Here is a 22,290-nt window from a genome sequence, read left to right as displayed (position 1 = left end):
GCCGGTCAGGCCTTCGAGTCGATGTCCTCGTCCTGCTCCGCGCCGCTGGGGACGAAGCTGACGCCGTGATGCGCCAGGTAGTCGCGAATCAGGCGCCGCACGACCTGCGAAGGAGTGACGTCCTGGCGCGCGCACAGCGCCTCGAAGGCCTTCTTCTTCGAGGGATCGATCAGCACCGTCAGGCGCGCTGTCTTGAGTTCCATGAGCTATCCCTATGTTAGTTTCATGATAATGATAGTATCATCCAGAGCAACCGAATTGCAAACCAGGCAGGTCACTACCGACGCCTGCTTGGCCGAGATCCTGGAGCCGTTGATTTGCATTGTCTCGTCGATTCCCGCGCACCGCACATGGCTCGGCCGCCCGCGCCGGCGTGGCGCGTCACCGAACGCCATCGAGACGGCTCCGAGGTTTTCGCGTCGCCGGATCGGCCATGACGGCTCTCGGCGCCGCTGTCTTCGTCCTGCTCCTGGGCGCTGCAGCCTGCCTGCTGCCGCTGCGCAATGCCGCGCGCGCAGGCATCGGTCTGTCTTCGCAGTTGGTCGCCACCGCATTGATCTGGGCCACGGTGGCCCCCGTGCTGGCCGGCGGCGCGCCCGTGACGGGCGAGCTGGCGTGGGCCTATCCGGTGGGCACCCTGCGTGTGCGCCTGGACGCGCTCGGCGCGTTCTTCCTCGCCTGGTCGCTGCCGATGACCTTGCTGGGCAGCGTCTACGCGGTCGGCTACCTGCGGCCGTACTTCCATTCGACGCGCCATCTCGGGCTGCACTACGCGCTGCTGAACCTGACGTCCCTGTCCTTCATCCTCGTCTACACGGCGGATCACGCACTGATCTTCCTGCTGGGCTGGGAGACCGCCGCCCTGGCCGCGTGGCTGCTCGTCATCTGGGACTACACGAACCAGAAAGTCCGCTTCGCGGGCTTCAACTACCTGGTCTCCACCCACATCGGCCTGATCTTCCTGGTTGCGGCGTTCATGGTCATGTACACCCACTCGAACGCGTGGGACCTCGGCAGCTTCGGACATTGGCTGCGAGACAACGCGGGCTCCGAGCGCAACCTCGTCTTCCTGCTGCTGCTCACGAGCTTCGCGCTCAAATCCGCGTTCTTCCCATTTCATTCCTGGCTGCCACGGGCTCACGCGGCCGCGCCGGCCCATGTGTCGGCGCTGATGTCGGGCGTGATCCACAAGGCCGGCCTCTACGCGCTGGTGCGTTTCGTCTTCCTGATGGGCAAGCCCGACGAATGGATGGGCTGGTTCCTGATCGGCTTCTCCGCCCTCTCGGCGGTGGTCGGCGCCCTCTACACGGTGGGCCAGCGTGACCTGAAGCGCCTGCTTGGCTATTCGTCGACCGAGAACGTGGGCATTGCGGGCATCGGCTTCGGTGTCGGCTGCCTGGGACTGGCCTGGGGCCAGGCTTCGCTGGTGGCGATCGGGTTCGCGGGTGGCTTGCTGCACGTGCTGAATCACGCGTTCTTCAAGTGCCAGCTGTTCTATGCCGCCGGCGCGGTCTACCAGGCGACGCACACCGTCGACATGGAACGCCTGGGAGGCCTGTCGCGCTGGATGCGCTGGACCTCCTTGAGCTTCATCCTGGGCGGCGTCGCGATCTCCGCCATGCCTCCGCTCAACGGCTTCGCCAGCGAGTTCGTCATCTATTCCGGCCTGTTCAACGACGCCCCCATCGAGGTCCGGGCCAAGGTGGCCCTGTGCGCCGCCGGTGCCCTGCTCGCCTTCGTGGGCGCCGTCTCGGCATTGAGCATCACGCGCGCCTTCGGCGTGGTCTTCCTCGGCACCGCGCGGGATGCCGGCGTGGCGCCCCCCACCGAGGCGAGCCGATGGATGCTGGTGCCCATGGGCGTGCACGCGGCCGGCGTGATCGTGCTGGGGGTGATCCCCGTGCTGGGCTTCCGGCTGGTGCAAGGCGCCACCGGGATCGCGCTGGCATCCCTGCCCGCGCCGGGCGCGCAAGTCCTGCAATCGATCGCCGACACGCTGACGCGGATCGGCATGGTCTCCGGCGCGCTCGCGCTCTCGATCGGCTTGCTGATCTGGCTGCGCTCGAGGCTGCTGTCCCGGCCCGCGGCCAGCCATGTGACCTGGGGCTGCGGCTATGGCGCACCCAACCCGCGCATGCAATACACGGGGTCGAGTTTTTCGTCGGACTTCAGCGCCCGCTTTCGCGGCGTCATGGTGATGCTGCGGCGGCAGAAGGCGCCAACGGGCTACTTTCCGGACGAGAGCTACCTGATCACGGACTGCGTGGACGCGGTCGAACGGCGGCTGTTCTCCGTCATCGGCCACGGAGATGCATCGGCCGGCGAGCTGTCCCGGCGGTTGCGCGAAGACGATCCGCGCGTCGCCTTCGCGGCCGCCCTGATCGGCATCGTCGTGATCGCCGGTCTGCTGGTGCTGGCGAGCGGGCCGCTGCGATGAAGCCGCTGCTCGGGTTCGCCCATGTGTTCATTGCCCTGGGCATGCCGGTGCTGATGGTCGGCCTCGCGAACCGGACCAAGGCGCTGTGGGCCGGGCGCAAGGGGCCGCGCCTGCTGCAGCTGGGCTGGGACATCCTTCGCCTGCTGGGCAAGCGGCCGGTCCTCAGTGTCGTGGCGACACCGCTGCTGCGGACCGGCGCCTGGGTGGTGCTGGCGGCTTGCGTGTTCGCCGCGATGATCGCGCCTGTTCTCGGCGCCTTCGCCGCGCTCGAGTTCCGCCACGACTTCGTCTTCTTCGCCTACACGCTCGCCCTCGCCCGCCTCTTCCTCATGCTCTCGGCGATGGATGTCGGCAGCGCCTTCGAAGGCATGGGTGCCGCCCGCGAGGCCTCCTTCACCGCCTTCGTCGAACCGGCGCTCTTCCTGCTGGTCGGCGCCGCCGGCGTGGCCACCGGCCACACCAGCTTCGCCGGCCTGATCGGGCACCTGCACGAATCGCCGTCGTTCGGCTGGCTGGCGCTGCCCGCCGTCGCGGTGCTCTTCATCCTGTTGCAGGCCGAGGCCTCGCGCGTGCCCGTGGACGACCCGCTGACGCACCTCGAGCTGACGATGGTGCATGAGGTGATGGTTCTCGACCAGAGCGGGCCGGAACTGGCCGCCATGCAGTACGCGGCGGCGCTGAAGATGAGCATCTACGCGGGTCTGATCGCCGCGCTGCTCAACCCCTTCGATCCGCTGGAAGCGCCGCTGGCCTGCGTGCTCGCCTCGCTGCTCATCATGAGCGCGGTCGCGGTCGCGGTGGGATGCGTCGAATCGCTGGTGGCGCGGCTGCGCATGCGCCTGGTGCCGCGCTACCTGATGCTGGCATCGGCCGTGGCGGCGCTGAGCCTGGCCGGCGCCGGCTGGCTGGCGAGGTCCTGATGACATTGCCACTGGTCGTCTTCCTCGTGACCGCCGTGATTCCGGTCTTCTTCGGAAAGATCCGGGCCGCTCCGGTCTGGCTTGCGGCGCAGGCCTTCGCATTGGGCTGGGTCGGCGTCGCGCATCACGCGGACGTGTCGACGCATGCGCTCGTGGCGCTGTTCGAAGTCCTCATCGTGCGCGGCGCCATCGCACCGTGGCTCCTGCGCCGGGCCATCCGCCGGCGCGTCGAGCCGAACCTGGACCTGATGCCCTCGAACCTCTTCACCTGGGCGATCGCCATCGCGCTCATCGTGCTGGCCTTCGAGTTCGGCGCGCCCGCCATGTCCGACCGGCAGGCACTCACGCTCGGCGCCGTCGGCGCGACGGTGGCCGTGGCCCTGCTGGTGCTGTCGACCAACAATACGCCGCCCGCCCAGCTGGTGGCCGTGCTCTTCATGGAAAACGCGCTGGCGCTGTTCGAGTCGCTGCTTCCCGAGCCCTGGCCGCTGCCGGTTCACGCGGCCCTGAGCGCGATCTACCTGCTCACGGTCGGGGTGGCAGGCTGGCTGGTCGGCGCGCGCGAGACGAGCGTGGGCGACGAACGCCACGCGGCGAAGGAAGTCCCATGAGCTCGCTGCCCATCCCCCGCGAACCCGCCGCGGTCCCGCCCGGCGCATCCGCGCCCGAGGCGAGCGCGCGCCACCCGCGGGTCGGCCCGGCGCTGGTCGCGGTCGCGCTCGTCGGCCTGCTGGCGTGGGTCACCGTCTTCGTCCTCACGCCGCTGGCCGAGCTGCCGATCTATTTCGCGCAGCGCTATTTCGTGCTCGACGCGACCTCGCTGTTGTTCCTGCTGGTGATCAACAGCGTCTTCCTGGGCATCTCCGTCTACATGGCCTCGCGCCTTGGAAGCTCGAAGGCGCTGGCCGGGAACATCCTCTCGCGGGCCTCGCTCTCGCTCGCGTTCATGGTGGCCATGAACCTGGGCGTGATGGCCAACAACCTGCTGCTGCTGTGGGCGTTCATCGAGCTGACCACCCTGTGCGCCGCGCCTCTGGTGGCCCAGGGGAGCGCGGCGGCGCCGCATCGCGTCGCCTGGCGCTACCTGCTGTACTCCAGCATGTCCCTGGCGCTGACCTTCCTGGGCATCATGTGCCTCACGCGCTCGGCGTACCTGCAGGGCGTGGAGATCAATTTCGCGCTCGGCGAGATGGCGGCGGCCGTGCCGGCCGGCGGCGACACCTGGCAGCACCTCGGGCTCGGCTTGATGCTGTTCGGCCTGGGCAGCAAGCTCGGCCTCGCGCCGCTGTACAGCTGGATGCCGGAGACCTACGAAGCGGCGCCGACCAGCACCAGCGCCCTGCTGGCGGCCGTGCAGTTCAACATCAGCGTGGTCGCGGTGTTCCGCATCCTGCAGGTGTTTCATGCGCACGACACGGGCTTCGTGGCCTATCAGCTGTTGATCATGGGCTGCCTGTCGCTGACGGTGGCGGCCATCCAGGTGATGGCCGCGCGCAGCTACAAGCGGCTGATTGCCTATGCGTGCGTCAGCTCGTCCGGCGTGATCGCGATCGGCCTGTCCGTGGGCAAGGCGGCGGCCTATGGCGTACTGCTGTACGTGGTCAGCAACGCCTTCGTCAAGGCGCTTCTCTTCCTGACCGCGGGCCGGCTGCGGGCCGTCTACGGCACCAACGAAGTCAAGGCACTCGGCGGCGTGATCCGGGTGCTGCCCTTCTCGGGGCTCCTGTTCGCCGTGGGCATCTTCGCCCTCCTGGGCTTCCCGCCCTTCGGCGGCTTCATGGCGGAAATGCTGATTCTCTCGGGCATCGTGCAGTCCGGCAACATGATCGCGTTCACGATGATGTGCACCATGCTGACGATCATCTTCGTCGCGACGGGCCGCTCCATCTTCCCGATGCTGTGGGGATCGTCCGACCGGCAGGGTCCGCCGATCAAGGAGCGCTGGTTGACCGCGGTGCCGAAGCTCGGCTTCGTTCTCGCTCTGGTGCTGCTGGGCGTCTACACACCGGCGCCCATCAGCCAGCTGCTGCTGCAAGTGGCGCAATCCATCGGCGGGCAATGATGCAAGCCTTCGAGCCCCTCGCCATGGTCGCGGCCCGCGAGACCGCGTCTCCCGGCCTGGCGCAGTGGGCGCATCGGTGCGCGCAGGCCCTCGACGCCGGCGATCGCATGGTGACGCTCTTCGGGCGCCCGGATGCCGATGACGAGGTGGTGGTCACGGCGGTCCTGCTGGGCGATGAAGGGCGGCTGCGCGTCCTGCGCTGCCGCGGGAGCCGCCATGAGGCGTTTGCGTCGCTCACGCCCCTGCATCCCGCCGTGCAGATGTTCGAGCGCGAGTTGTGGGAGCAAACGGGGCTGACGCCCATCGGCCATCCCTGGCTCAAGCCGGTGCGCTACGAAGGACCTCGCCAGCAGCGCATGAGCGAGCATCCGTTCTTCCAGGTGCGCGGACAGGAGATCCACGAAGTCGGGGTCGGCCCCATCCACGCGAGCGTGATCGAGCCGGGCCACTTCCGCTTCATGTGCCATGGGGAGCAGGTCCACCACCTGGAGATCCAGCTCGGCTACCAGCACCGCGGCGTCGAGGCCCTGCTCCTGCGCCGCCCGCCCCTCGCGCTCACATCCCTGGTCGAGACCATCGTCGGCGACAGCAGCATCGCCTATGCGTGGGGCTACTGCGCAGCGGTGGAGGCGCTGTCGGGCACGCAGCCGAGTCCGGCGTCCGAGCTGGTGCGCGGGATCGCGCTGGAACTGGAGCGCGTGGCGATGCACCTGGCCGGCCTTACCGGGCTCGCCACCGACATCGCGTTCCTGCAGGGCGGCGCCACCTATGCGCGCTTGCGCACGGCCGTCATCAACGCCACCATGCGCGCCTGCGGCAGCCGCTTCGGCCGCGCCTGGCTGCGGCCTGGCGGCGTGCGCTTCGGGATCGACGAGGCGCTGCGACAGGACCTGCTCTCGACCATCGGCGCCGTCGCCAAGGACATCGCCGAAGTCAACGACCTGATGCTCAACGCGCGCACCGTCAGGTCTCGCTTTCAAGGGGTGGGCGTCGTCAGCCACGCGGCGGCGCGGGACATCGGGCTCGCGGGCCCGGCCGGGCGCGCCAGCGGTGTTGCCCTCGACATGCGCACCCGCCTGCCCGGGCCGGTCTACGCAAGCCATCCCGTCACGTGCCTGACCGAGGAGACGGGCGACTGCTGGGCACGGCTGAAGCTTCGCATGCGCGAGATCGACGAATCGCTGCGCTGGCTGGCGCGGGCGCTGCAGGCACCGGGGCACGACCTGTCGGCCGCGACGGCGCAGCCGCTGCGGCCCGACACGCTGTGCATCTCGGTGCGCGAGGGCTTCCGCGGGCCGGTGGTCCAGGCCCTCGAGACGGGGGCCGACGGGCGCCTCGTTCACTACAAGGTCCAGGATCCGTCGCTCGCGAACTGGTTCGGCCTCGCGCTCGCGCTGCGCGGCAACGAGATCTCGGACTTCCCCATCTGCAACAAGAGCTTTGATCTTTCCTATTGCGGGAACGATCTCTAGGAACTTCGATGCTCAGGTCGATCAGGGTCAGGGTCTCGCAGGGGACCCAGTACATCTTGGATCCCCGCAAGGCGGATCCCGTCGGTTTTCGCGGCACGCCCCTCATCGGGACCGCGCCCTGCGAGAGCGGCTGCGCCGCGTGCGTGGCCGCCTGCCCGGCCGAGGCCATCGCGCTGGACCCGGTGCGCATCGACCTGGGCCGCTGCATGCTCTGCGGCGACTGCGCCCCCGCATGCCCGAGCGCGAAGCTCTCGTTCACGAACGAGGTCAGGCTCGCCTCCACCGACCGCCATGGACTGGTCATCAGCGCCACGCGGCCGGCACCGGACCCGGTCAAGGTGTCCGAAGCGCTGCGCAAGCGCTTCGGTCGCTCGCTCAAGCTGAGGTCGGTCTCGGCGGGGGGCTGCAACGGCTGCGAGCTCGAAGTCAACGCCCTCACCAACGTCAACTTCGACATCGGGCGCTATGGCATCGACATCGTGGCTTCCCCGCGGCATGCGGATGGCCTGGTGCTGACGGGGCCGATCACGCGCAACATGGCCGAAGCGCTGCAACTGTGCTGGGACGGCATGCCCGATCCCAAGCTGGTGATCGCAGTCGGTGCCTGCGCCATATCCGGCAGCCCCTTCGAGGGCTCGTCGGCCGTGGAGCGCAGCTTTCTCGACCGATTCAAGCCGGCGCTCTACGTGCCCGGATGTCCGCCGCACCCGTTGACCTTCGTCTGCGGCGTGCTCGACCTGCTCGGCATCCCGAGCTGAAAATTCACAAACGAAGCTCGCCCATGTCCAACAGTTCCGCGTCAGCGCCGCACGTCAAGCCCTTCGTCTTCGAGGGCCTGGGTTCCAAGACCCTCAGCTTCTCCATCAGCGACATCCAGAGCTGCATGCGCATCGACGATCCCAATGCGCTGGCTCTCGAGTACACCCGCACGATGATGGGCTTCCTGCTCTTCAGGCCCGAGCCGCGAAGCATCGGGATGATCGGCCTGGGCGGCGGCTCCATGGCCAAGTACTGCTATCACTACCTGAGCGGCGCCCGGATCCAGGTCGCCGAGATCAATCCGCTGGTGATCGCATTGCGCGACGACTTCCACGTGCCGCGCGACGACGCGCGCTTCATCGTCTTCCAGGCCGACGGGGCCGACTTCGTGCGTCGCGGCTCGCGTCGCTTCGACGTGCTGGTCATCGACGGCTACGACCCCGAAGGCCTCCCCGAACGCCTGTCTTCGCAGAGCTTCTACGACGACTGCCATGAGTCGCTCCAGCCCGACGGCGTCATGGTGGTCAATCTGCAGTTCGGCGACCCGGCGAACGACGAGCACCTGTCGCGCATCCGCCGCAGCTTCCAGGGCGCGGTCCTGGTCGTCGATGACGGCGAGGAGAACCACAGCATCGTCTTCGCCTGCAAGGGCAAGGCCCTGGAGACCTACCGCCTGGGCGCGATCCGAAGGCCGCCGAACCTCGACCGCGCCGCCGCCGGCCAACTGCTTGCGGGCTTTGCGCTGATCGCCTCGGCACTGAAGGACCAGCGAATCTAGTGTTCCCCTGAAATGCATGGTATTCATGTACGATGTGTCGCGGGTACTTATCGCATTAACATGCCGAGGATCCATGAAGTTCAGAACCGCGGCGGGCGCTGCTGATCGATCGGAACAGGCTGGAAGCTTTCGGGCGCCTTGTTGCGGTGCGCGAGGCGGCGCGCCACGCCCCCCGGGGTCCGCGTCGTGAACGGCATGGCTCCGGTCGCGCAATGGCTCCATCTCGACTGGATCCTCGTCGTGGCCTCGGCCTGGTTGCTCGTGGGGGCCGCCGGCATCCTCGCCCTGCATCGATTCATCCTGGTCTCGCGCGTGCTCTTTCCTGTCGGCGCGCTCCTCGGGCTCGTGCTCTCCGGGCTGGCCCTGGATGCGCTGCTGAGCCCCGCCGAAGTCGCGGTGCTGCCCATCGGGCTGCCGTCATTGCCCTTCCACCTCCGCTTGGACGGCCTGTCGGCCTATTTCCTGATGGTGATCGGCGCGGCCTCGGCCGGCATCTCCATGTTCGCCGCCGGCTACTTCCGCAAGGGGGAAGGCACGCCGCCCGGCCTGCTGTGCCTGGAGTACCACGTCTTCCTGGTCAGCATGGCGGGCGTGGTGCTGGCCGACGACGCGTATTCGTTCATGGTGATGTGGGAGACGATGGCGCTCTCGTCCTTCTTCCTGGTGACCGCCAACCACCGCATCGCCGAGGTGCGCAGCGCCGGCTACCTCTATATCACGATGGCGAGGATCGGCGCGATCGCCGTCCTGCTGTGCTTCGGCGTGCTGCAGGCCAACACGGGCGACTACACCTTCGCCAACATGCGCGCCCAGGCGCTGTCGCCGTTCTGGGCCTCCGTGGGGTTCCTGCTCGCCGTGTTCGGGTTCGGCGCCAAGGCCGGCATCCTGCCGCTGCATGTCTGGCTGCCCGAAGCCCATCCCGCCGCGCCCTCTCCCGTCTCGGCACTGATGAGCGGCGTCATGCTCAACACGGCCATCTATGGCCTGTTGCGGATTTCCTTGGACCTGCTGCGGACGCAGATGTGGTGGTGGGGCGGGCTGCTGCTGGCGCTCGGCCTGGCGACCGCCCTGTTCGGCGTCATCTTCGCGGCGGTGCAGACGGACATGAAGCGGCTGCTGGCCTACTCGTCGATCGAGAACATGGGGCTGCTGTTCGTCGGCATGGGGCTGACGCTCATCTTCTCGGCCTATGGCATGAAGGCCCTGGCCGCACTGGCATTGACGGCGAGCCTCTATCACGTCGCCAGCCACGCCTTCTTCAAGAGCCTGCTCTTCCTCGGCACCGGCAGCGTGCTTCACGCCACTTCCGAGAGAAGCCTCGGCAAGCTGGGAGGCCTGATCCGGACCATGCCCTGGGTGGCCTGGCTCACGCTGCTGGGCGTGCTGACCAGCGCGGGCCTGCCGCCGCTGGGCGGCTTCGTCCCGGAGTGGCTGCTGCTGCAGAGCTTCCTCTTCACGCCCGGACTGCCTGTGCCCTTGCTGACCATGCTGATCCCGGTGGTGGCCGCGCTCATCGCGCTGGTCGCGGCGCTGGCGGGCTACACCATGGTCAAGTTCTTCGGCGTGATCTTCCTGGGCCAGCCGCGCGAGGAGAAGCTCGCCCACGCCCACGACGCCGGCAGATGGGAACGCGCGGGCATGGTATGGCTGGCGCTCGGCTGCGTCGCGCTCGGCCTGCTGCCCACGCAGTTCATTCAACTGATCGATCCGGTGACGCGGCGGCTGGTCGGGGCGGGGCTGGGCGCCAGGGTGGCGGCCAATGGGTGGCTGCTGGCGCCCAACAGTCTCGAGCGGGCCAGCTACGGCCCCGTGATCTTCCTGCTCGGCATCCTCGGCAGCTTCGCGCTCGCCTTCCTGCTCGTTCGCAGGCTCTACCACGGCCGCGTGCGCCGCGGCCTGCCCTGGGCCTGCGGCTTCCCGTGGGGCACGGCGCGCATGCAGGACACGGCCGAAGGATTCGGCCAGCCGATCCGCCAGATCTTCGAGCCGTTCTTCCTGATGCGGCGCGAGCTGCCCTCGCCCTTCGACACGAAGCCGCGCTACCGCGTGACGGTGGAGGATCCCTATTGGCGCTGGCTCTATGTGCCCATTGCCGACCTGGCGGCCTACCTCGCGCGGCTGATCGGCGTGATGCAGCAAGGCCGGATCTCGGTGTACCTGCTCTACAGCTTCCTGACGCTCGTGGCCACTCTGCTGGTGGTGATGCGGTGAGATCGCCATGAGCTTCACCGGCTTCATGGCCCAGCTGCTGGCGATCGTCATCGCGATCGGGCTGGCGCCCCTGCTGACCGGCTGGGTCAACCTGTGGCGCGCATGGCTCCAGAACAAGTCCGCGCCCAGCCTCTGGCAGCCCTACCGGATGCTGCACAAGCTGTTCAACAAGGAGTCGATGCTCGCCGAGCATTCGTCGCGGCTGTTTCGCCTCGCGCCCTATGTGATGTTCGGCTGCATGGTGCTGGCTTGCGCCGTCATCCCCACCTTGTCGACCGACCTGCCGCTGGCGCCCGCGGCCGATGCGATCGCGCTCGTGGGCCTGTTCGCCCTGGCGCGGGTGTTCATCTCGCTGGCCGCGATGGATGTCGGCACCGCCTTCGGCACCATGGGCGCGCGGCGCGAGATGCTGGTCGGCTTCCTTGCCGAGCCCGCGCTCCTGATGGTGCTGTTCTCGGCCTCGCTGATCTCCCAGTCGACCTCGCTGACTACCATTGTGGAGACGCTGGCGCATCGCGAACTGGCCATCTATCCCGGCCTGGCCTTCGCCGGGGTGGCGTTCACGATGGTGTCGCTGGCGGAGAACGCGCGCCTGCCGGTCGACAACCCGGCCACGCACCTCGAACTGACGATGATCCACGAGGCGCTCATCCTGGAGTACTCGGGCCGCCACCTGGCGCTGATCGAATGGGCGGCCAGCCTGAAGCTGTTCGCCTATTCGTGCATCGGCCTGGCCCTGTTCCTGCCCTGGGGTGTGGCCGAAGCCCACGCGCCGCTGGCGATGCTGCTGGCGCTGCCCGCCTTGATCGCCAAGCTGGCCGTGGGCGGCTTCCTGCTTGCCGCGCTGGAGATGGCCAGCGCCAAGATGCGAATCTTCCGCGTTCCCGAGTTCCTCGCCACCGCCTTCCTGCTGGCGGTGATCGGCATGCTGGTCCACCTGCTGCTCAAGCAATAGGATGAAACACCCCCGAAGCGCCTGCGGCGCCTCCCCCCTCAAGGGGGCGATACCAGCGGCCCGGCAAAGCCGGTTCCGCGGTATCCCTGGCATCGGGCCGCGCCGGCTTCATGCGTCCTTGGTCGCGGCAAACGCGGTGGGGCAGCTGAGATGAGCAGCGGCCTCCTGACCCAGTTCGTCAACCTGCTCGGCGCGGTGCTGCTGATGCTCGCCTTCGCCATGATCGCGCAGCGGCGCATCCTCAGGCTGATCCACCTGTTCACGATGCAGGGCGCAACGCTGGCGCTCGCGACCGCCGTCGTCGGCTATGTGACCGACCAGCACCACCTCTACCTGTCGGCCGGGCTGACCCTGGCGCTCAAGGTGCTGCTGATCCCGTACCTGCTGCACCGGGTCATCGACCGCCTCGACATCCGCTGGGACGTCGAGACGCTGATCAACATCCCGACGACGATGCTGATCGGCATCGGGGTCGTGATCTTCGCGTTCAACCTGGCCATACCCATCTCCCAGCTGTCGTCCGCGCTGGCGAGCGGCACGCTGGGCATCGCGCTGGCCTGTGTGCTGCTGTCCTTCCTGATGATGATCACGCGCGCCAAGGCGGTGCCGCAGGTGATCGGCTTCCTCGCCATGGAGAACGGCCTGTTCTTCGCCGCCACCTCGGCCACCTACGGCATGCCGATGGTGGTCGAGTTCGGCATCGCGCTGGACGTGCTGATCGGCGTGCTGATCCTGGGCGTGTTCATGTTCCAGATCCGGGAGCAGTTCGACAGCCTGGACATCCGCCATCTCGAGAAGCTCAAGGAAGACTGAGTTGCTCGCCCTCGCCTTCCTCCTCGCAACCCCGCTGGCCGGCGGCATCGTGCTGGCGCTGGTGGGCCATCGCGACAACGCGCGCGACGTCAACGTCGCCTTCAGCCTGGGCACCTTCATCGCGGCCTGCGTTCTCACGGTGCAGATCGTCGAGAGCGGGCCGATGCTGGTGTGGGAGCGCGAGTTCTACATCGACGCCCTGAACGTCTTCCTCGTCACGCTGACGGCATTCGTCGGCCTGACGACCTCGATCTTCTCGCGCCCGTACATGCGCATCGAGCGCGACCACGGCAAGATGACGCCGCCCCGCCTTCGCCTCTACCACAGCATGTACCAGCTGTTCAGCTTCACGATGCTGCTGGCGCTGACCACCAACAACATGGGCATCATCTGGGTCGCGATGGAGGCCGCGACGCTCACGACCGTGCTGCTGGTCAGCGTCTACCGCACCGCCGCCAGTCTCGAGGCCGCATGGAAATACTTCATCCTGTGCGGCGTGGGCATCGCCCAGGCGCTGTTCGGCACGGTGCTGCTCTACATGGCGGCCGAGAAGGTCATCGGCCCCGAGGGCGGCGCCCTGCTCTGGACCAACCTCGATGCGGTGAAGGCGCAGCTCGACCCGAACATCATCACGCTGGCCTTCGCGTTCCTGTTCATCGGCTACGGCACCAAGGTCGGGCTGGTGCCGGTCCACAACTGGCTGCCCGACGCGCACGCCGAGGGCCCGACGCCGGTGTCGGCCGTGCTCTCGGGCCTGCTGCTGAACGTCGCGCTCTATGCCATCCTGCGCTGCAAGGTCCTGACCGACGGCGCGCTGCACAGTGCGCTGGCCGGGCGGCTGATGATGGGCTTCGGCCTGCTGTCGGTGGTGGCGGCGGTGTTCTTCCTGATCCGGCAGAAGGACGTGAAGCGCATGTTCGCCTACTCGTCGATCGAGCACATGGGCATGATGACCTTCGCCTTCGGCATGGGCGGCCCGATCGCCAACTACGCCGGTCTGCTGCACATGACGGTGCATTCCCTGATCAAGTCCGCGATCTTCTTCGCCGTCGGCCATGCCACCCAGAAGGCCGGAACCCAGGTCATGGAGAACATCCGCGGGCTCATTAAAGTCAGCCCGACGGTCGCCTGGGGGCTGATGCTCGGCTCGCTCGCCATTCTCGGCATGCCCCCGTTCGGCGTCTTCGCGAGCGAATTCCTGATCGTCACCACCGCGATGCGCGAGCAGGCCTGGGCAACCCCCTTCCTGCTGATCGCCCTGGGCCTGGCGTTCGCCTCCGTCTTCAGCCGCATCCAGCCGATGGTCTTCGGCGAGACCAACGTCAGGCCCCTGGCGCATCCGCCCGCGCTGGTTCCGGTCTTCGTGCATCTGGCGCTGGGCCTCATGCTCGGCCTCTACGTCCCACCCTATCTCAACGCCTGGTACATCCAGGCGGCGGCGATGCTGGGGAACTGAAGCCATGGCACTCACCGAATTCGGATTCGAGCTGCGCAGCCTGCCGGCGCCCCTGCCCCTCTGGCATGGGCAGGTGAGCCGGGACGCCTGGAGCGCCGTGGCGCGCCGCATCGCGGACACCGGTGGGCGCCTGGTCTCGGTCTGGGGCCGCGCCCGCGGCGATTTCGACGACGCCAGCGCGGCAAGCGCGGCCTATGCCGTCCCCGAAGGGCTGGTCTGGCTGGAACTCGAGCTCGACGAGGCGGCGCCAGGCTTTCCGGATCTGGCGCCGGCATTCCCTTGCGCGGCGCGCATGCAGCGCGCGATGGCCGATCTCTCGGGCCTGCGCGCGCAGGGCGCACAGGACGACCGCCCCTGGCTCGACCACGGAGTGTGGTCGCCCGGATCACCACCGCCCCTGCAACGGGCCGGCGAGCCCGGCAGGGCCTCGGGGCGCCCTCTTCCCGCCAACTACCCCTTCGTGCCCGTCGAAGGCGACGGCGTGCACGAGATCGCCGTGGGGCCGGTGCACGCCGGCATCATCGAGCCCGGCCACTTTCGCTTCTCGGTGGTGGGCGAGAAGGTGCTCAGGCTGGAAGCGCATCTCGGCTACACGCACAAGGGCATCGAGCGCCGGTTCACGGAACTCGCTCCGATCGAGGGCCACCGGCTCGCCGGCCGCGTCTCCGGCGACACGACGGTGGCCTATGCCTGGGCCTACTGCATGGCGCTCGAATCGGCCTGGGGCGTCGAGCCTCCTGAACGCGCCGCCTGGCTGCGCGCGCTGATGCTCGAGCGCGAGCGCGTGGCCAACCACCTGGGCGACCTCGGCGCCCTGGGGAACGACGCGGCGCTGGTCTTCGGCCTGGCGCAGTTCTCGCGCCTGCGCGAAGACTGGCTGCGCCTGTCCAGGGAGATCTTCGGCCACCGGCTGATGATGGACGCGGTCTTGCCCGGCGGCGTGGCGATCGATCCGACAGCGCGGATGTGCGATCGCCTGCGCGCGCAGTGCGACGCGATCGAGCGAGAGGTGCGTGCCCTGCGGCGGGTGTACGACGAGCACGCGGGACTGCAGGACCGCTTCGTCGGCACCGGGAAGGTCAGCCCCCCGCTGGCCGCGCAACTGGGCCTCACGGGCCTCGCGGGCCGCGCCAGCGGGCAGGCGGCCGATCTGCGCTGCGACTTCCCCTGGTCGCCATATGACCAGCTGAAGGTGGCGATGGCAACGCAGCACGACGGCGACGTGGCGGCGCGCGTGACGGTGCGATTCGAGGAGCTGTTCGAGTCCTTGCGGCTCATCCGCGCCATTTGCGCCGGATTGCCGGACGGCGCCGCCCGCGCCGAGATGCGCCCCCGCGCCCTGGCCTCGCTGGGCGCGGGCTGGGTCGAAGGCTGGCGCGGCGAGGTTCTCGTCGCGCTGCGGACAGGCGCCGACGGCCGCATCGCGCGATGCCATTGCCACGATCCGTCCTGGCAGAACTGGCCGGTGCTGGAGCACGCCATCATCGGCAACATCGTTCCGGACTTTCCGCTGATCAACAAGTCATTCAACCTCAGCTATTCGGGGCACGACCTCTGATGTGGCACATCCTCAAGCAGATCGTCCGCACCGGCATCGTCACCGAGCCGGCGCCCCAGGTCGACGAGGCCGAACACGCCGCGGTCGAACGCATCCACCGCGACATCCTCGCCATCCTCGGCCAGGCGCTGACGATCCGCGCGGTCGATGCGGGCTCATGCAATGGCTGCGAGCTCGAGATCCACGCGCTCGACAACCCCTACTACAACATCGAGGGCCTGGGCATCAAGTTCGTCGCCAGCCCGCGCCACGCCGACATGCTGCTGGTGACCGGGCCCGTGTCGCGCAACATGGAAGAGGCCTTGCGGCGCACCTACGACGCGACCCCGGAACCGAAACTGGTGGTCGCCGTCGGCGACTGCGGCTGCACCGGCGGCATCTTCGGCGAGGGCTACGCCAGCCGCGGCAAGGTGGCGAACGTGATTCCCGTCGACATCGCCGTACCCGGCTGCCCTCCACCGCCGATCGACATCCTGCGCGCAATCCTCAGCGCCATCCGCGGGCGCCCGGCGGGCCCCGGCATGCCTGTGCCCTGAGGATGCCGCCGCTCGCCTTCCCGCAGCCGCCCTTCCAATCTCTCGGATCAAGCTTTCACCGATGCCAGACCGACTCGACCCCCGCCCACACCCCCGCCCCATCGTCAAGACCTCGCTGAGCTCGAAGACCCTGCATTTCGCGATCTGCGACGTGCAGAGCCAGATGCGCATCGGCCGGCCCGACGAGCTCATGCTGGCCTACACGCGCCTCATGATGGGCTTCCTGCTGTTCGCGCCGGATCCCCGCCACATCGCCCTGGTGGGCCTGGGCGGCGGGTCGCTGGCGAAGTTCTGCTACCGGTACCTGCCGGACTCGCTCATCCAGGTGATCGAGATCAACCCCCACGTCATCGCGCTGCGCGACGAGTTCGAGGTGCCTCGGGATGATCACCGCTTCAATGTCCGCAAGGAAGATGCGGCCGACCATGTCCGCGCCGGCCACTACCGCTACGACGTGATCGTGGCCGACGGCTTCGATGCCCGCGGGCTGCCCGCGAGTCTCTGCTCCCGATCCTTCTACGACAACTGCTTCGGCATGCTGCAGCCCGGCGGCGTGCTGGTCGCGAATCTCCACTCGCACCACGCGGAGTACCAGGCCTGCCTCGAGCGAATCAGGACGAGCTTCGGCGGGCGCGTCATCACCGTGGATGAGCCCGAACACGGCAACACCGTCGCCTTCGCGGTCAAGGAGGCGCCCGCGGCGCCCCTGCCTTCCAACCTGCGACGCTGCGCGTCGACACTCGCACCCGAGGCATGGAAGCAGCTGGCGCCCAGCTTCTCGCGGATCAAGCAGTGCGGAACCTGGCACAGCGGCAAGTAGGCAAGGCCTAGCGCCGGTCCTCGGCCCGTCGAAACAGGACCTGCTGCTCGGCCGCGCGCGCCCGCAACTGACCGCACCCGCCATCGACGTCCTGGCCGGCCGAATAGCGCAGCTTCGTGAGAATGCCCCGCCGCAGCAGCGTGCGCGCCATCTGCTGGCAGCGCTCCCATGACGGGCGACTGAACGCCGCGCCATCCACCGCGTTGAAGGGGATCATGTTCAACACGCCGTACTTGCCGGAGAGCAGCCTGACGATGCCTTCGATCTCCTCTTCCCCGTCGTTGACGCCTTCCAGCAGCGTCCACTGGTACTGAATCGGGTAGCCCGTCGCCCGGGCATAGCCTTCGCACGCGGCGACCAGTTCCTCGGGCGTCATGTTCGGCGCGCGCGGAAGGAGCTTCCTGCGCAGGTCAGCCCTGGTCGTGTGCAACGAAAGGGCCAGCGCAGGCCTGACGCGTTCCTGCCGCAGTCTCTCGAACGCGCGAGGATCGCCCACGGTGGAGAACACCAGGTTCTTGTGGCCGACGTTGCCCGCGGTGCCGAGCAGGTCGATCGCCTCCATCACGTTGTCCAGGTTGTGGGCCGGCTCGCCCATGCCCATGAACACCACCTTGCGCACCGGCCGGCGCATGCGCGCCAGGGCGACCTGGGCAATGATCTCGGCGCTTCCCAGCTGGCGCAGCAGCCCATCGCGACCCGTCATGCAGAACTGGCATCCGACGGCGCACCCGATCTGCGAGGAGACGCAGAGACCGTCCCGAGGCAGCAGCACGCTCTCCACGGTCTGCCCGTCCGCCAGGGCGACGAGCAGACGCTCGGAACCATCGGCGCCGGGATGGACCGTGTGGATGCGCGCCAGTCCCGCGAGCTCGGCTTCGATGGACGGCAGGGCCGCCAGAAGCGACGACGGAAAGAAACTCTCCGGCCGGCGCCTGCCGCTGTCTCGGGGCAGTGCATGGGACCACAGCCGCAGGATCCGCTGCTCGTGGAGGGGCCCCGCCCCGGCGTCCCGGAGCCGCCGCTTGATTTCGTGGATTCGCATGCGCCGCCTATCGCCAATGGACACCCGCGGATTGTGCACGTCAGTCACTGGCGCACTTCGCCCGCGCCAGCGCCACCGCGTCGGCGCCGGCCGGGAAGTGAAGCTGACCCGACGGGTCGTTCGCGGCGCGCCACACCGCCTCGGCCACCTCCGCTTCGACTGTCACCGGGGAAGACTGCGTGAATGCGGCGAAGACGGATTGCGCGAAAGGCCCGTATGCGTCGGGAATCAGCCCCGCCATGCGTGGGCCGCCGTTCGCGGTGAACCGGGTCGACGGGCCGTAGCCGGGCTCGACCAGCTTGACCCGGACCTCGAACGCCGCGAGCTCGTGGGCGAGCGACGCGGTGAAGCCTTCGATGGCGGTCTTGCTCGCGGTGTACACCGCTACCAGGGGCATCGGTGCGAGCGTCGCGCTCGATGTCACGTTCACCACCACGCCTGAACGGCGCGCACGGAATTGCGGGATCACCGCCTGCGTCATCGCCATCACACCGAATGTGTTCGTCTCGAAAACCTCGCGTATCGTCGCCATCGGCGTCGCTTCGAAAACGCCGAAGAGCCCGATGCCGGCGTTGTTCACTAGCATGTCGATAGGCCCGCTCGCCTCGAGCGCCGCCGCGATGCTCCGGGGCTCGGTCACGTCGAGCGCCAGCACGCGCAGCAGCGGCGACTTCGGCAGAACGTCTTCGCGCGGCTTGCGCATGGTGGCCACCACTCGGCAGCCCCTGGAAAGAAAGTGGCGAGCGGTCTCCAGGCCGTAGCCGGATGAGCAGCCAGTGATGAGGACGGTCTTCATGATGGGATCCTTGCTGGGGTTGATGGGCATGACGATAGCCTGTCGATGCAGGACTATCTACAATCATTCGTCCATCATTTGTTTGCCGGAGTCCGCCAATGATCGACCCGCTCTCGGAGATCATCACGCTCCTTCGGCCTCGCACCGTGTTCTCGAAAGGGATCAGTGGCGCCGGCCCCTGGGGTGTGCGCTACTCCAGCTTCGACCAGCCCAGCTTCTGCACCGTTCTCCAGGGCAACTGCCTTCTTGCCGTCGACGGGCAGCCCCCCGTCACACTCGACGCCGGCGACTTCGTGTTCATGCCCGCGACACCGGGCTTCACCCTGTCAGGCTTCGATCCGGTGACCCCTGAGCAGATCGACCCCAAGACGACGCCGTCGCCAACGGGGGACGTGCGCCATGGCACCCGGGGTGGGCCGCCCGATGTGCGATTGCTCGGCGGCTACTTCGTGTTCGACACACCCGACATCGCCTTGCTCGTGACGCTGCTGCCGGCCCTGGTCCATGTGCGGGGCGACCCACGGCTCTCGGTCCTGGTCCAGTTCCTCGCAGAGGAATCCCGCGCGCGCAAGTCCGGCCGCGAGCTCGTCCTGACACGCCTGGTCGAGGTGATGCTCATCGAAGCCTTGCGCTCGACGTCGAACGACGACGCACCGCCGGGACTGTTGCGCGGGCTGTCCGATGCGCGGCTCTCGGTGGCGATGCGGCTGATGCATGGCGACCCGGGCCGGTCTTGGACCGTGGAGCAACTCGCGAAGAAGGCAGCCCTGTCGCGCTCGGCATTCTTCGACCGGTTCACGCGTTCAGTCGGCTTGCCACCGATGGAGTACCTCCTGGCCTGGCGCATGGCCCTCGCGAAGGACATGCTTCGTCGCCGGGAGGTCGGCATCGCGGAGGTCGCGCAACGCGTCGGCTACGGGTCGGCAAGCACATTCAGCACGGCCTTCAGCCGCTACGTGGGTCAGCCTCCCGGACGCTATGCGCGGCAGCACTGACTGACTTGCACATGCGCCGCACGGCGTCGCCGCCGGCTAAAGTCAGGCCATTGGCAACTTGAATTCAACAATGAGGACGGCAATGGCCAATGGAATACAACCCGCGGACCTGGGGTTCTTCTCGGCCCTTGCCGGCGCCGGCAGCCTGAGCGCCGCGGCGAGGGAACTGGGAGTGACCACCGCCGCGGTGAGCAAGCGCCTTGCGCTGATGGAGTCGCGTCTCGGCATCTCCCTGGTCAACCGGACCACCCGCCGCATGAGCATGACGCCGGAAGGCGATGTCTATCTGGACAATGCGCGCCGCATCCTCGGCGAGATCGAAGGCATGGAGGAGTTGCTCGGTGCGGCCAGGGCGACGCCGAAGGGGCTGTTGCGCGTCAATGCGACGCTGGGCTTCGGACGCAGCCACGTCGGGCCGCTGATATCGAAGTTCGTGCGCAAGTACCCGCAGGTCGAGGTGCAGTTGCAGCTGTCGGTGAACCCGCCGCCGTTGACGGAGGATTCCTTCGACGTCTGCATCCGCTTCGGCGCGCCGCCGGATTCGCGCGTGATCGCGCGGCGCCTTGCCGCGAACCGGAGGCTGTTGTGCGCGTCTCCGGCCTATCTCGACAAGCATGGGATACCCAAGGTCCCGAACGACCTGACCAGGCACAACTGCATCGGCATCCGCCAAGGCGAGGAGGCCTATGGCGTCTGGCGCCTGGCGAGCGGCAAGGGCCGCACGGCCAGCGTCGAAGCGATCAAGACGCGGGGCACGCTCACGACCAACGATGGAGAGATCGCCGTCGCCTGGGCACTCGACGGGCATGGCGTCCTGATGCGTGCCGAATGGGACATCGAGCGCTATCTGCGCAACGGTCGACTCGTGCAGGTGCTTCCCCAGTACTCCACCCCCGATGCCGACATCCACGCCGTCTATCCCCAGCGCCACCAGCTCGCCGCGCGCGTTCGAGCATTCGTCGACTTCGTTGCGCTGGCGCTGAAGCAGCAGGCGCCTGCGGGATGACCCGATCCGGCGGCGGCGCCAGGAAGCGCTCACCGAGGGCAGGTCGGCGGCAGAAGCGACAGCTCGCGCAATCGCAGGTGCGCAGTACCCTCCCACGCAATGGGCTGTTGGTTCTTCGCATGGAGATAGTGATGGGTGAATACCGCCAGGTAAGCCTCCAGGGTCTGCTCGGCAACGTGTTCACCCGCCAGGTTCATGCACAGGGCGGCCACCTCGCTGGTGCAGAAGTAGTCGTCGCGGCCGGAGCGGCGCAGCTTGTATTGCGATATCTGCTCGGGCTCCAGGCTCAGCACCGGCAGTTCGTCAAGGTAGGGGCTTCTGCGGAACATCTTGCGGGCCTCGGCCCAGGTCGCGTCCAGCAGGATGAACAGCGGGCGCTTTCCGATAGCGCCATGAAGAATCGCAGGCGGCCGAACGCTTCGTACCACCCGCTCGGGCGCCGCATACTGACCCGGAAACACCACATAGGGTTGCCACTGCGGGTCGCCCAGCAGCGCCAGAAGCGCGGGGTCGGTCTCGGTGCGCGTCCAGCCGAAGGCAAAGGTATCGGCCACCACGTCGGCGACCAGCCAGCCCGTGTTGCTCGGCTTGAGCGGCTCGATGTCGGCCATGAGCAGGCACACCCCCGCGCGTGTGGGCACCGACGGGCGCAGGCTGCACATGCAGTGGCTGGGCACGAGCCGGCAGCCCGCGCAGCGCTCGCGCTTGAAACCACCACGGGCGAGAAAGGGCTTGGCGCTGCGCGCCAGGCGGGCGGCGCGCAGGAGGGAGACGGCGTGGGGCATGCGGAGATTCTCGCGCAGGCGCCTGGCCCGGCGCCGGCCCGTCGTCTTCCGGGCTCGTCAGGGGAATGGCTTTGGCAATCCGTAACCCTGCTGACGCGCGTGCCGCAAGCAAGAGCAACACCAGCTCGCGTCATCCCATGGCCTGCCGCCACGCTCAATTGCGCACCGGCACGATGCTGAATCCGGCGACGCCCTCGGCCGAGGCCATCTCCTCTGCAAGCGCTGCCGGCAAGGTGGCACGCGAGCGGTCCAGTGCGACGACGCTGAAACGCCACACAGGCCGACTGTCCGCGAAGGTGATACTCAGACTGTTGCGCAGCACGCGGTAGCCGCGTGCTTCCGCGATGCCGGACAGCACCTTGAACGAGGGCGGATCGGGTGGGTGGAAAGTCAGCGTCACATCCAGCGTCGAGCGGCCAGGAAGCAGGGTCTCCAGCCGGTGCAGCATCGACATCGACAGCATGCAAAGAAGTGCCAGCACCAGGGCGGCGGCATAGAAGCCGACCCCGAGCAGCACACCGATCGCCGAAGCCGCCCAGATCGACGCGGCCGTCGTGAGGCCGCTGATGTTCAGGCCGTCCTTCATGATGACGCCGGCACACAGGAAGCCGACGCCGGTCACGACGCCCTGCACCACCCGCGTCGGGTCGGCCTGCAGGTGCGCCGCCGTGCCCCCGTACCACAGCGATGCGTGGCCGACAAACACCGTGAGCGCCGTCGAGGCCATGCAGACGAGACCGTAGGTGCGCATGCCCGCCGCGCGGCCGTTGTACGAGCGCTCGTAGCCGACCAGCATGCCGAGCAGCAGCGCCCCCACCAGGTTCAGCCCGATGAAGGCGTTCGCCGCGAGGAAGGCGCCGCTCCAATAGTGGTGCAGATCTCCGAGCAT

General features: G+C 68.0%; 21 protein-coding genes. 16 read left to right on the top strand and 5 right to left on the bottom strand.

The features are described 5' to 3' along the window. Nucleotides 1–5: 5 nt before the first annotated feature. Entirely contained in the window at nt 6–203 is a 198-nt protein-coding gene (locus tag AC1DNF_RS24345) for a ribbon-helix-helix protein, CopG family (RefSeq protein WP_478151214.1), read from the bottom strand. 230 nt (nt 204–433) lie between these two features. On the opposite strand from AC1DNF_RS24345, the gene AC1DNF_RS24340 reads away from it, so the two are divergent. The 14 genes from AC1DNF_RS24340 to AC1DNF_RS24275 all read left to right on the top strand — a co-directional run bounded on the left by AC1DNF_RS24340 (nt 434) and on the right by AC1DNF_RS24275 (nt 16,777). Beyond that, nucleotides 434–2,437 (top strand): proton-conducting transporter transmembrane domain-containing protein, encoded by a 2,004-nt coding sequence (locus AC1DNF_RS24340; protein WP_478151213.1) that lies wholly within the window; start codon nt 434–436, stop codon nt 2,435–2,437. Beyond that, nucleotides 2,434–3,357: a respiratory chain complex I subunit 1 family protein gene (locus tag AC1DNF_RS24335; RefSeq protein WP_478151212.1), complete on the top strand. Its 924-nt coding sequence runs from the start codon at nt 2,434–2,436 to the stop codon at nt 3,355–3,357. The genes AC1DNF_RS24340 and AC1DNF_RS24335 overlap by 4 nt, the downstream gene beginning before the upstream one ends. Next, nucleotides 3,357–3,968, top strand: a complete 612-nt coding sequence (locus AC1DNF_RS24330; protein WP_478151211.1) for a hypothetical protein — start codon at nt 3,357–3,359, stop codon at nt 3,966–3,968. Before AC1DNF_RS24335 ends, AC1DNF_RS24330 begins: the two co-directional genes overlap by 1 nt. After that, entirely contained in the window at nt 3,965–5,419 is a 1,455-nt protein-coding gene (locus AC1DNF_RS24325) for a complex I subunit 5 family protein (RefSeq protein ID WP_478151210.1), read from the top strand. Before AC1DNF_RS24330 ends, AC1DNF_RS24325 begins: the two co-directional genes overlap by 4 nt. Further along, entirely contained in the window at nt 5,419–6,891 is a 1,473-nt protein-coding gene (locus tag AC1DNF_RS24320; RefSeq protein ID WP_478151209.1) for a hydrogenase large subunit, read from the top strand. The genes AC1DNF_RS24325 and AC1DNF_RS24320 overlap by 1 nt, the downstream gene beginning before the upstream one ends. 56 nt (nt 6,892–6,947) lie before the next feature. Then, entirely contained in the window at nt 6,948–7,649 is a 702-nt protein-coding gene (locus AC1DNF_RS24315; protein ID WP_478151208.1) for an NADH-quinone oxidoreductase subunit B family protein, read from the top strand. A gap of 23 nt (nt 7,650–7,672) precedes the next feature. After that, complete coding sequence (locus AC1DNF_RS24310; RefSeq protein WP_478151207.1) at nt 7,673–8,428, top strand: fused MFS/spermidine synthase; 756 nt, start codon at nt 7,673–7,675, stop codon at nt 8,426–8,428. Nucleotides 8,429–8,623: 195 nt separating this feature from the next. Beyond that, nucleotides 8,624–10,639: a hydrogenase 4 subunit B gene (gene hyfB, locus AC1DNF_RS24305; RefSeq protein WP_478151223.1), complete on the top strand. Its 2,016-nt coding sequence runs from the start codon at nt 8,624–8,626 to the stop codon at nt 10,637–10,639. 7 nt (nt 10,640–10,646) lie between these two features. Next, on the top strand, nt 10,647–11,594 hold the full coding sequence (locus AC1DNF_RS24300) for a respiratory chain complex I subunit 1 family protein (RefSeq protein WP_478151206.1): 948 nt from the start codon (nt 10,647–10,649) through the stop codon (nt 11,592–11,594). Between the two features lie 150 nt (nt 11,595–11,744). Next, complete coding sequence (locus AC1DNF_RS24295; RefSeq protein WP_478151205.1) at nt 11,745–12,407, top strand: formate hydrogenlyase; 663 nt, start codon at nt 11,745–11,747, stop codon at nt 12,405–12,407. 1 nt (nt 12,408) lies between these two features. Next, nucleotides 12,409–13,863 (top strand): hydrogenase 4 subunit F, encoded by a 1,455-nt coding sequence (locus AC1DNF_RS24290; protein WP_478151204.1) that lies wholly within the window; start codon nt 12,409–12,411, stop codon nt 13,861–13,863. 4 nt (nt 13,864–13,867) lie between these two features. Beyond that, nucleotides 13,868–15,421, top strand: a complete 1,554-nt coding sequence (locus AC1DNF_RS24285) for a hydrogenase large subunit (RefSeq protein WP_478151203.1) — start codon at nt 13,868–13,870, stop codon at nt 15,419–15,421. Next, nucleotides 15,421–15,957, top strand: a complete 537-nt coding sequence (locus AC1DNF_RS24280) for an NADH-quinone oxidoreductase subunit B family protein (protein ID WP_478151202.1) — start codon at nt 15,421–15,423, stop codon at nt 15,955–15,957. Before AC1DNF_RS24285 ends, AC1DNF_RS24280 begins: the two co-directional genes overlap by 1 nt. Before the next feature lie 61 nt (nt 15,958–16,018). Then, nucleotides 16,019–16,777, top strand: coding sequence for a fused MFS/spermidine synthase (locus AC1DNF_RS24275; RefSeq protein ID WP_478151201.1), 759 nt, complete (start codon nt 16,019–16,021; stop codon nt 16,775–16,777). A 7-nt stretch (nt 16,778–16,784) separates the two neighbouring features. On the opposite strand, the gene AC1DNF_RS24270 is transcribed toward AC1DNF_RS24275, so the two are convergent. Both AC1DNF_RS24270 and AC1DNF_RS24265 read right to left on the bottom strand, forming a co-directional pair. Next, nucleotides 16,785–17,819 carry an RNA methyltransferase gene (locus AC1DNF_RS24270; protein ID WP_478151200.1) on the bottom strand — a complete coding sequence of 345 codons (1,035 nt, stop codon included), beginning with the start codon at nt 17,817–17,819 and terminating at the stop codon, nt 16,785–16,787. 40 nt (nt 17,820–17,859) lie between these two features. Continuing rightward, nucleotides 17,860–18,615, bottom strand: a complete 756-nt coding sequence (locus AC1DNF_RS24265) for an SDR family oxidoreductase (RefSeq protein ID WP_478151199.1) — start codon at nt 18,613–18,615, stop codon at nt 17,860–17,862. Between the two features lie 98 nt (nt 18,616–18,713). Between AC1DNF_RS24265 and AC1DNF_RS24260 the strand changes: the two genes are divergently transcribed. Together AC1DNF_RS24260 and AC1DNF_RS24255 are read left to right on the top strand one after the other, a co-directional pair. After that, nucleotides 18,714–19,610, top strand: a complete 897-nt coding sequence (locus tag AC1DNF_RS24260) for an AraC family transcriptional regulator (protein ID WP_478151198.1) — start codon at nt 18,714–18,716, stop codon at nt 19,608–19,610. Between the two features lie 82 nt (nt 19,611–19,692). Beyond that, on the top strand, nt 19,693–20,616 hold the full coding sequence (locus AC1DNF_RS24255) for a LysR substrate-binding domain-containing protein (protein ID WP_478151197.1): 924 nt from the start codon (nt 19,693–19,695) through the stop codon (nt 20,614–20,616). A gap of 29 nt (nt 20,617–20,645) precedes the next feature. Here the strand turns inward: AC1DNF_RS24255 and AC1DNF_RS24250 are convergent, their stop codons facing one another. After that, nucleotides 20,646–21,401 carry a tRNA-uridine aminocarboxypropyltransferase gene (locus AC1DNF_RS24250; protein WP_478151196.1) on the bottom strand — a complete coding sequence of 252 codons (756 nt, stop codon included), beginning with the start codon at nt 21,399–21,401 and terminating at the stop codon, nt 20,646–20,648. 154 nt (nt 21,402–21,555) lie between these two features. Further along, the gene (locus AC1DNF_RS24245; RefSeq protein WP_478151195.1) at nt 21,556–22,290 is read right to left on the bottom strand and encodes an MgtC/SapB family protein; all 735 of its coding nucleotides are present in this window, start codon (nt 22,288–22,290) and stop codon (nt 21,556–21,558) included.

The organism is Variovorax sp. 01T432 (assembly GCF_056398605.1).
Note: the sequence above shows the minus strand (reverse complement) of the source record. Positions and strands in the feature narration are given on the sequence as shown.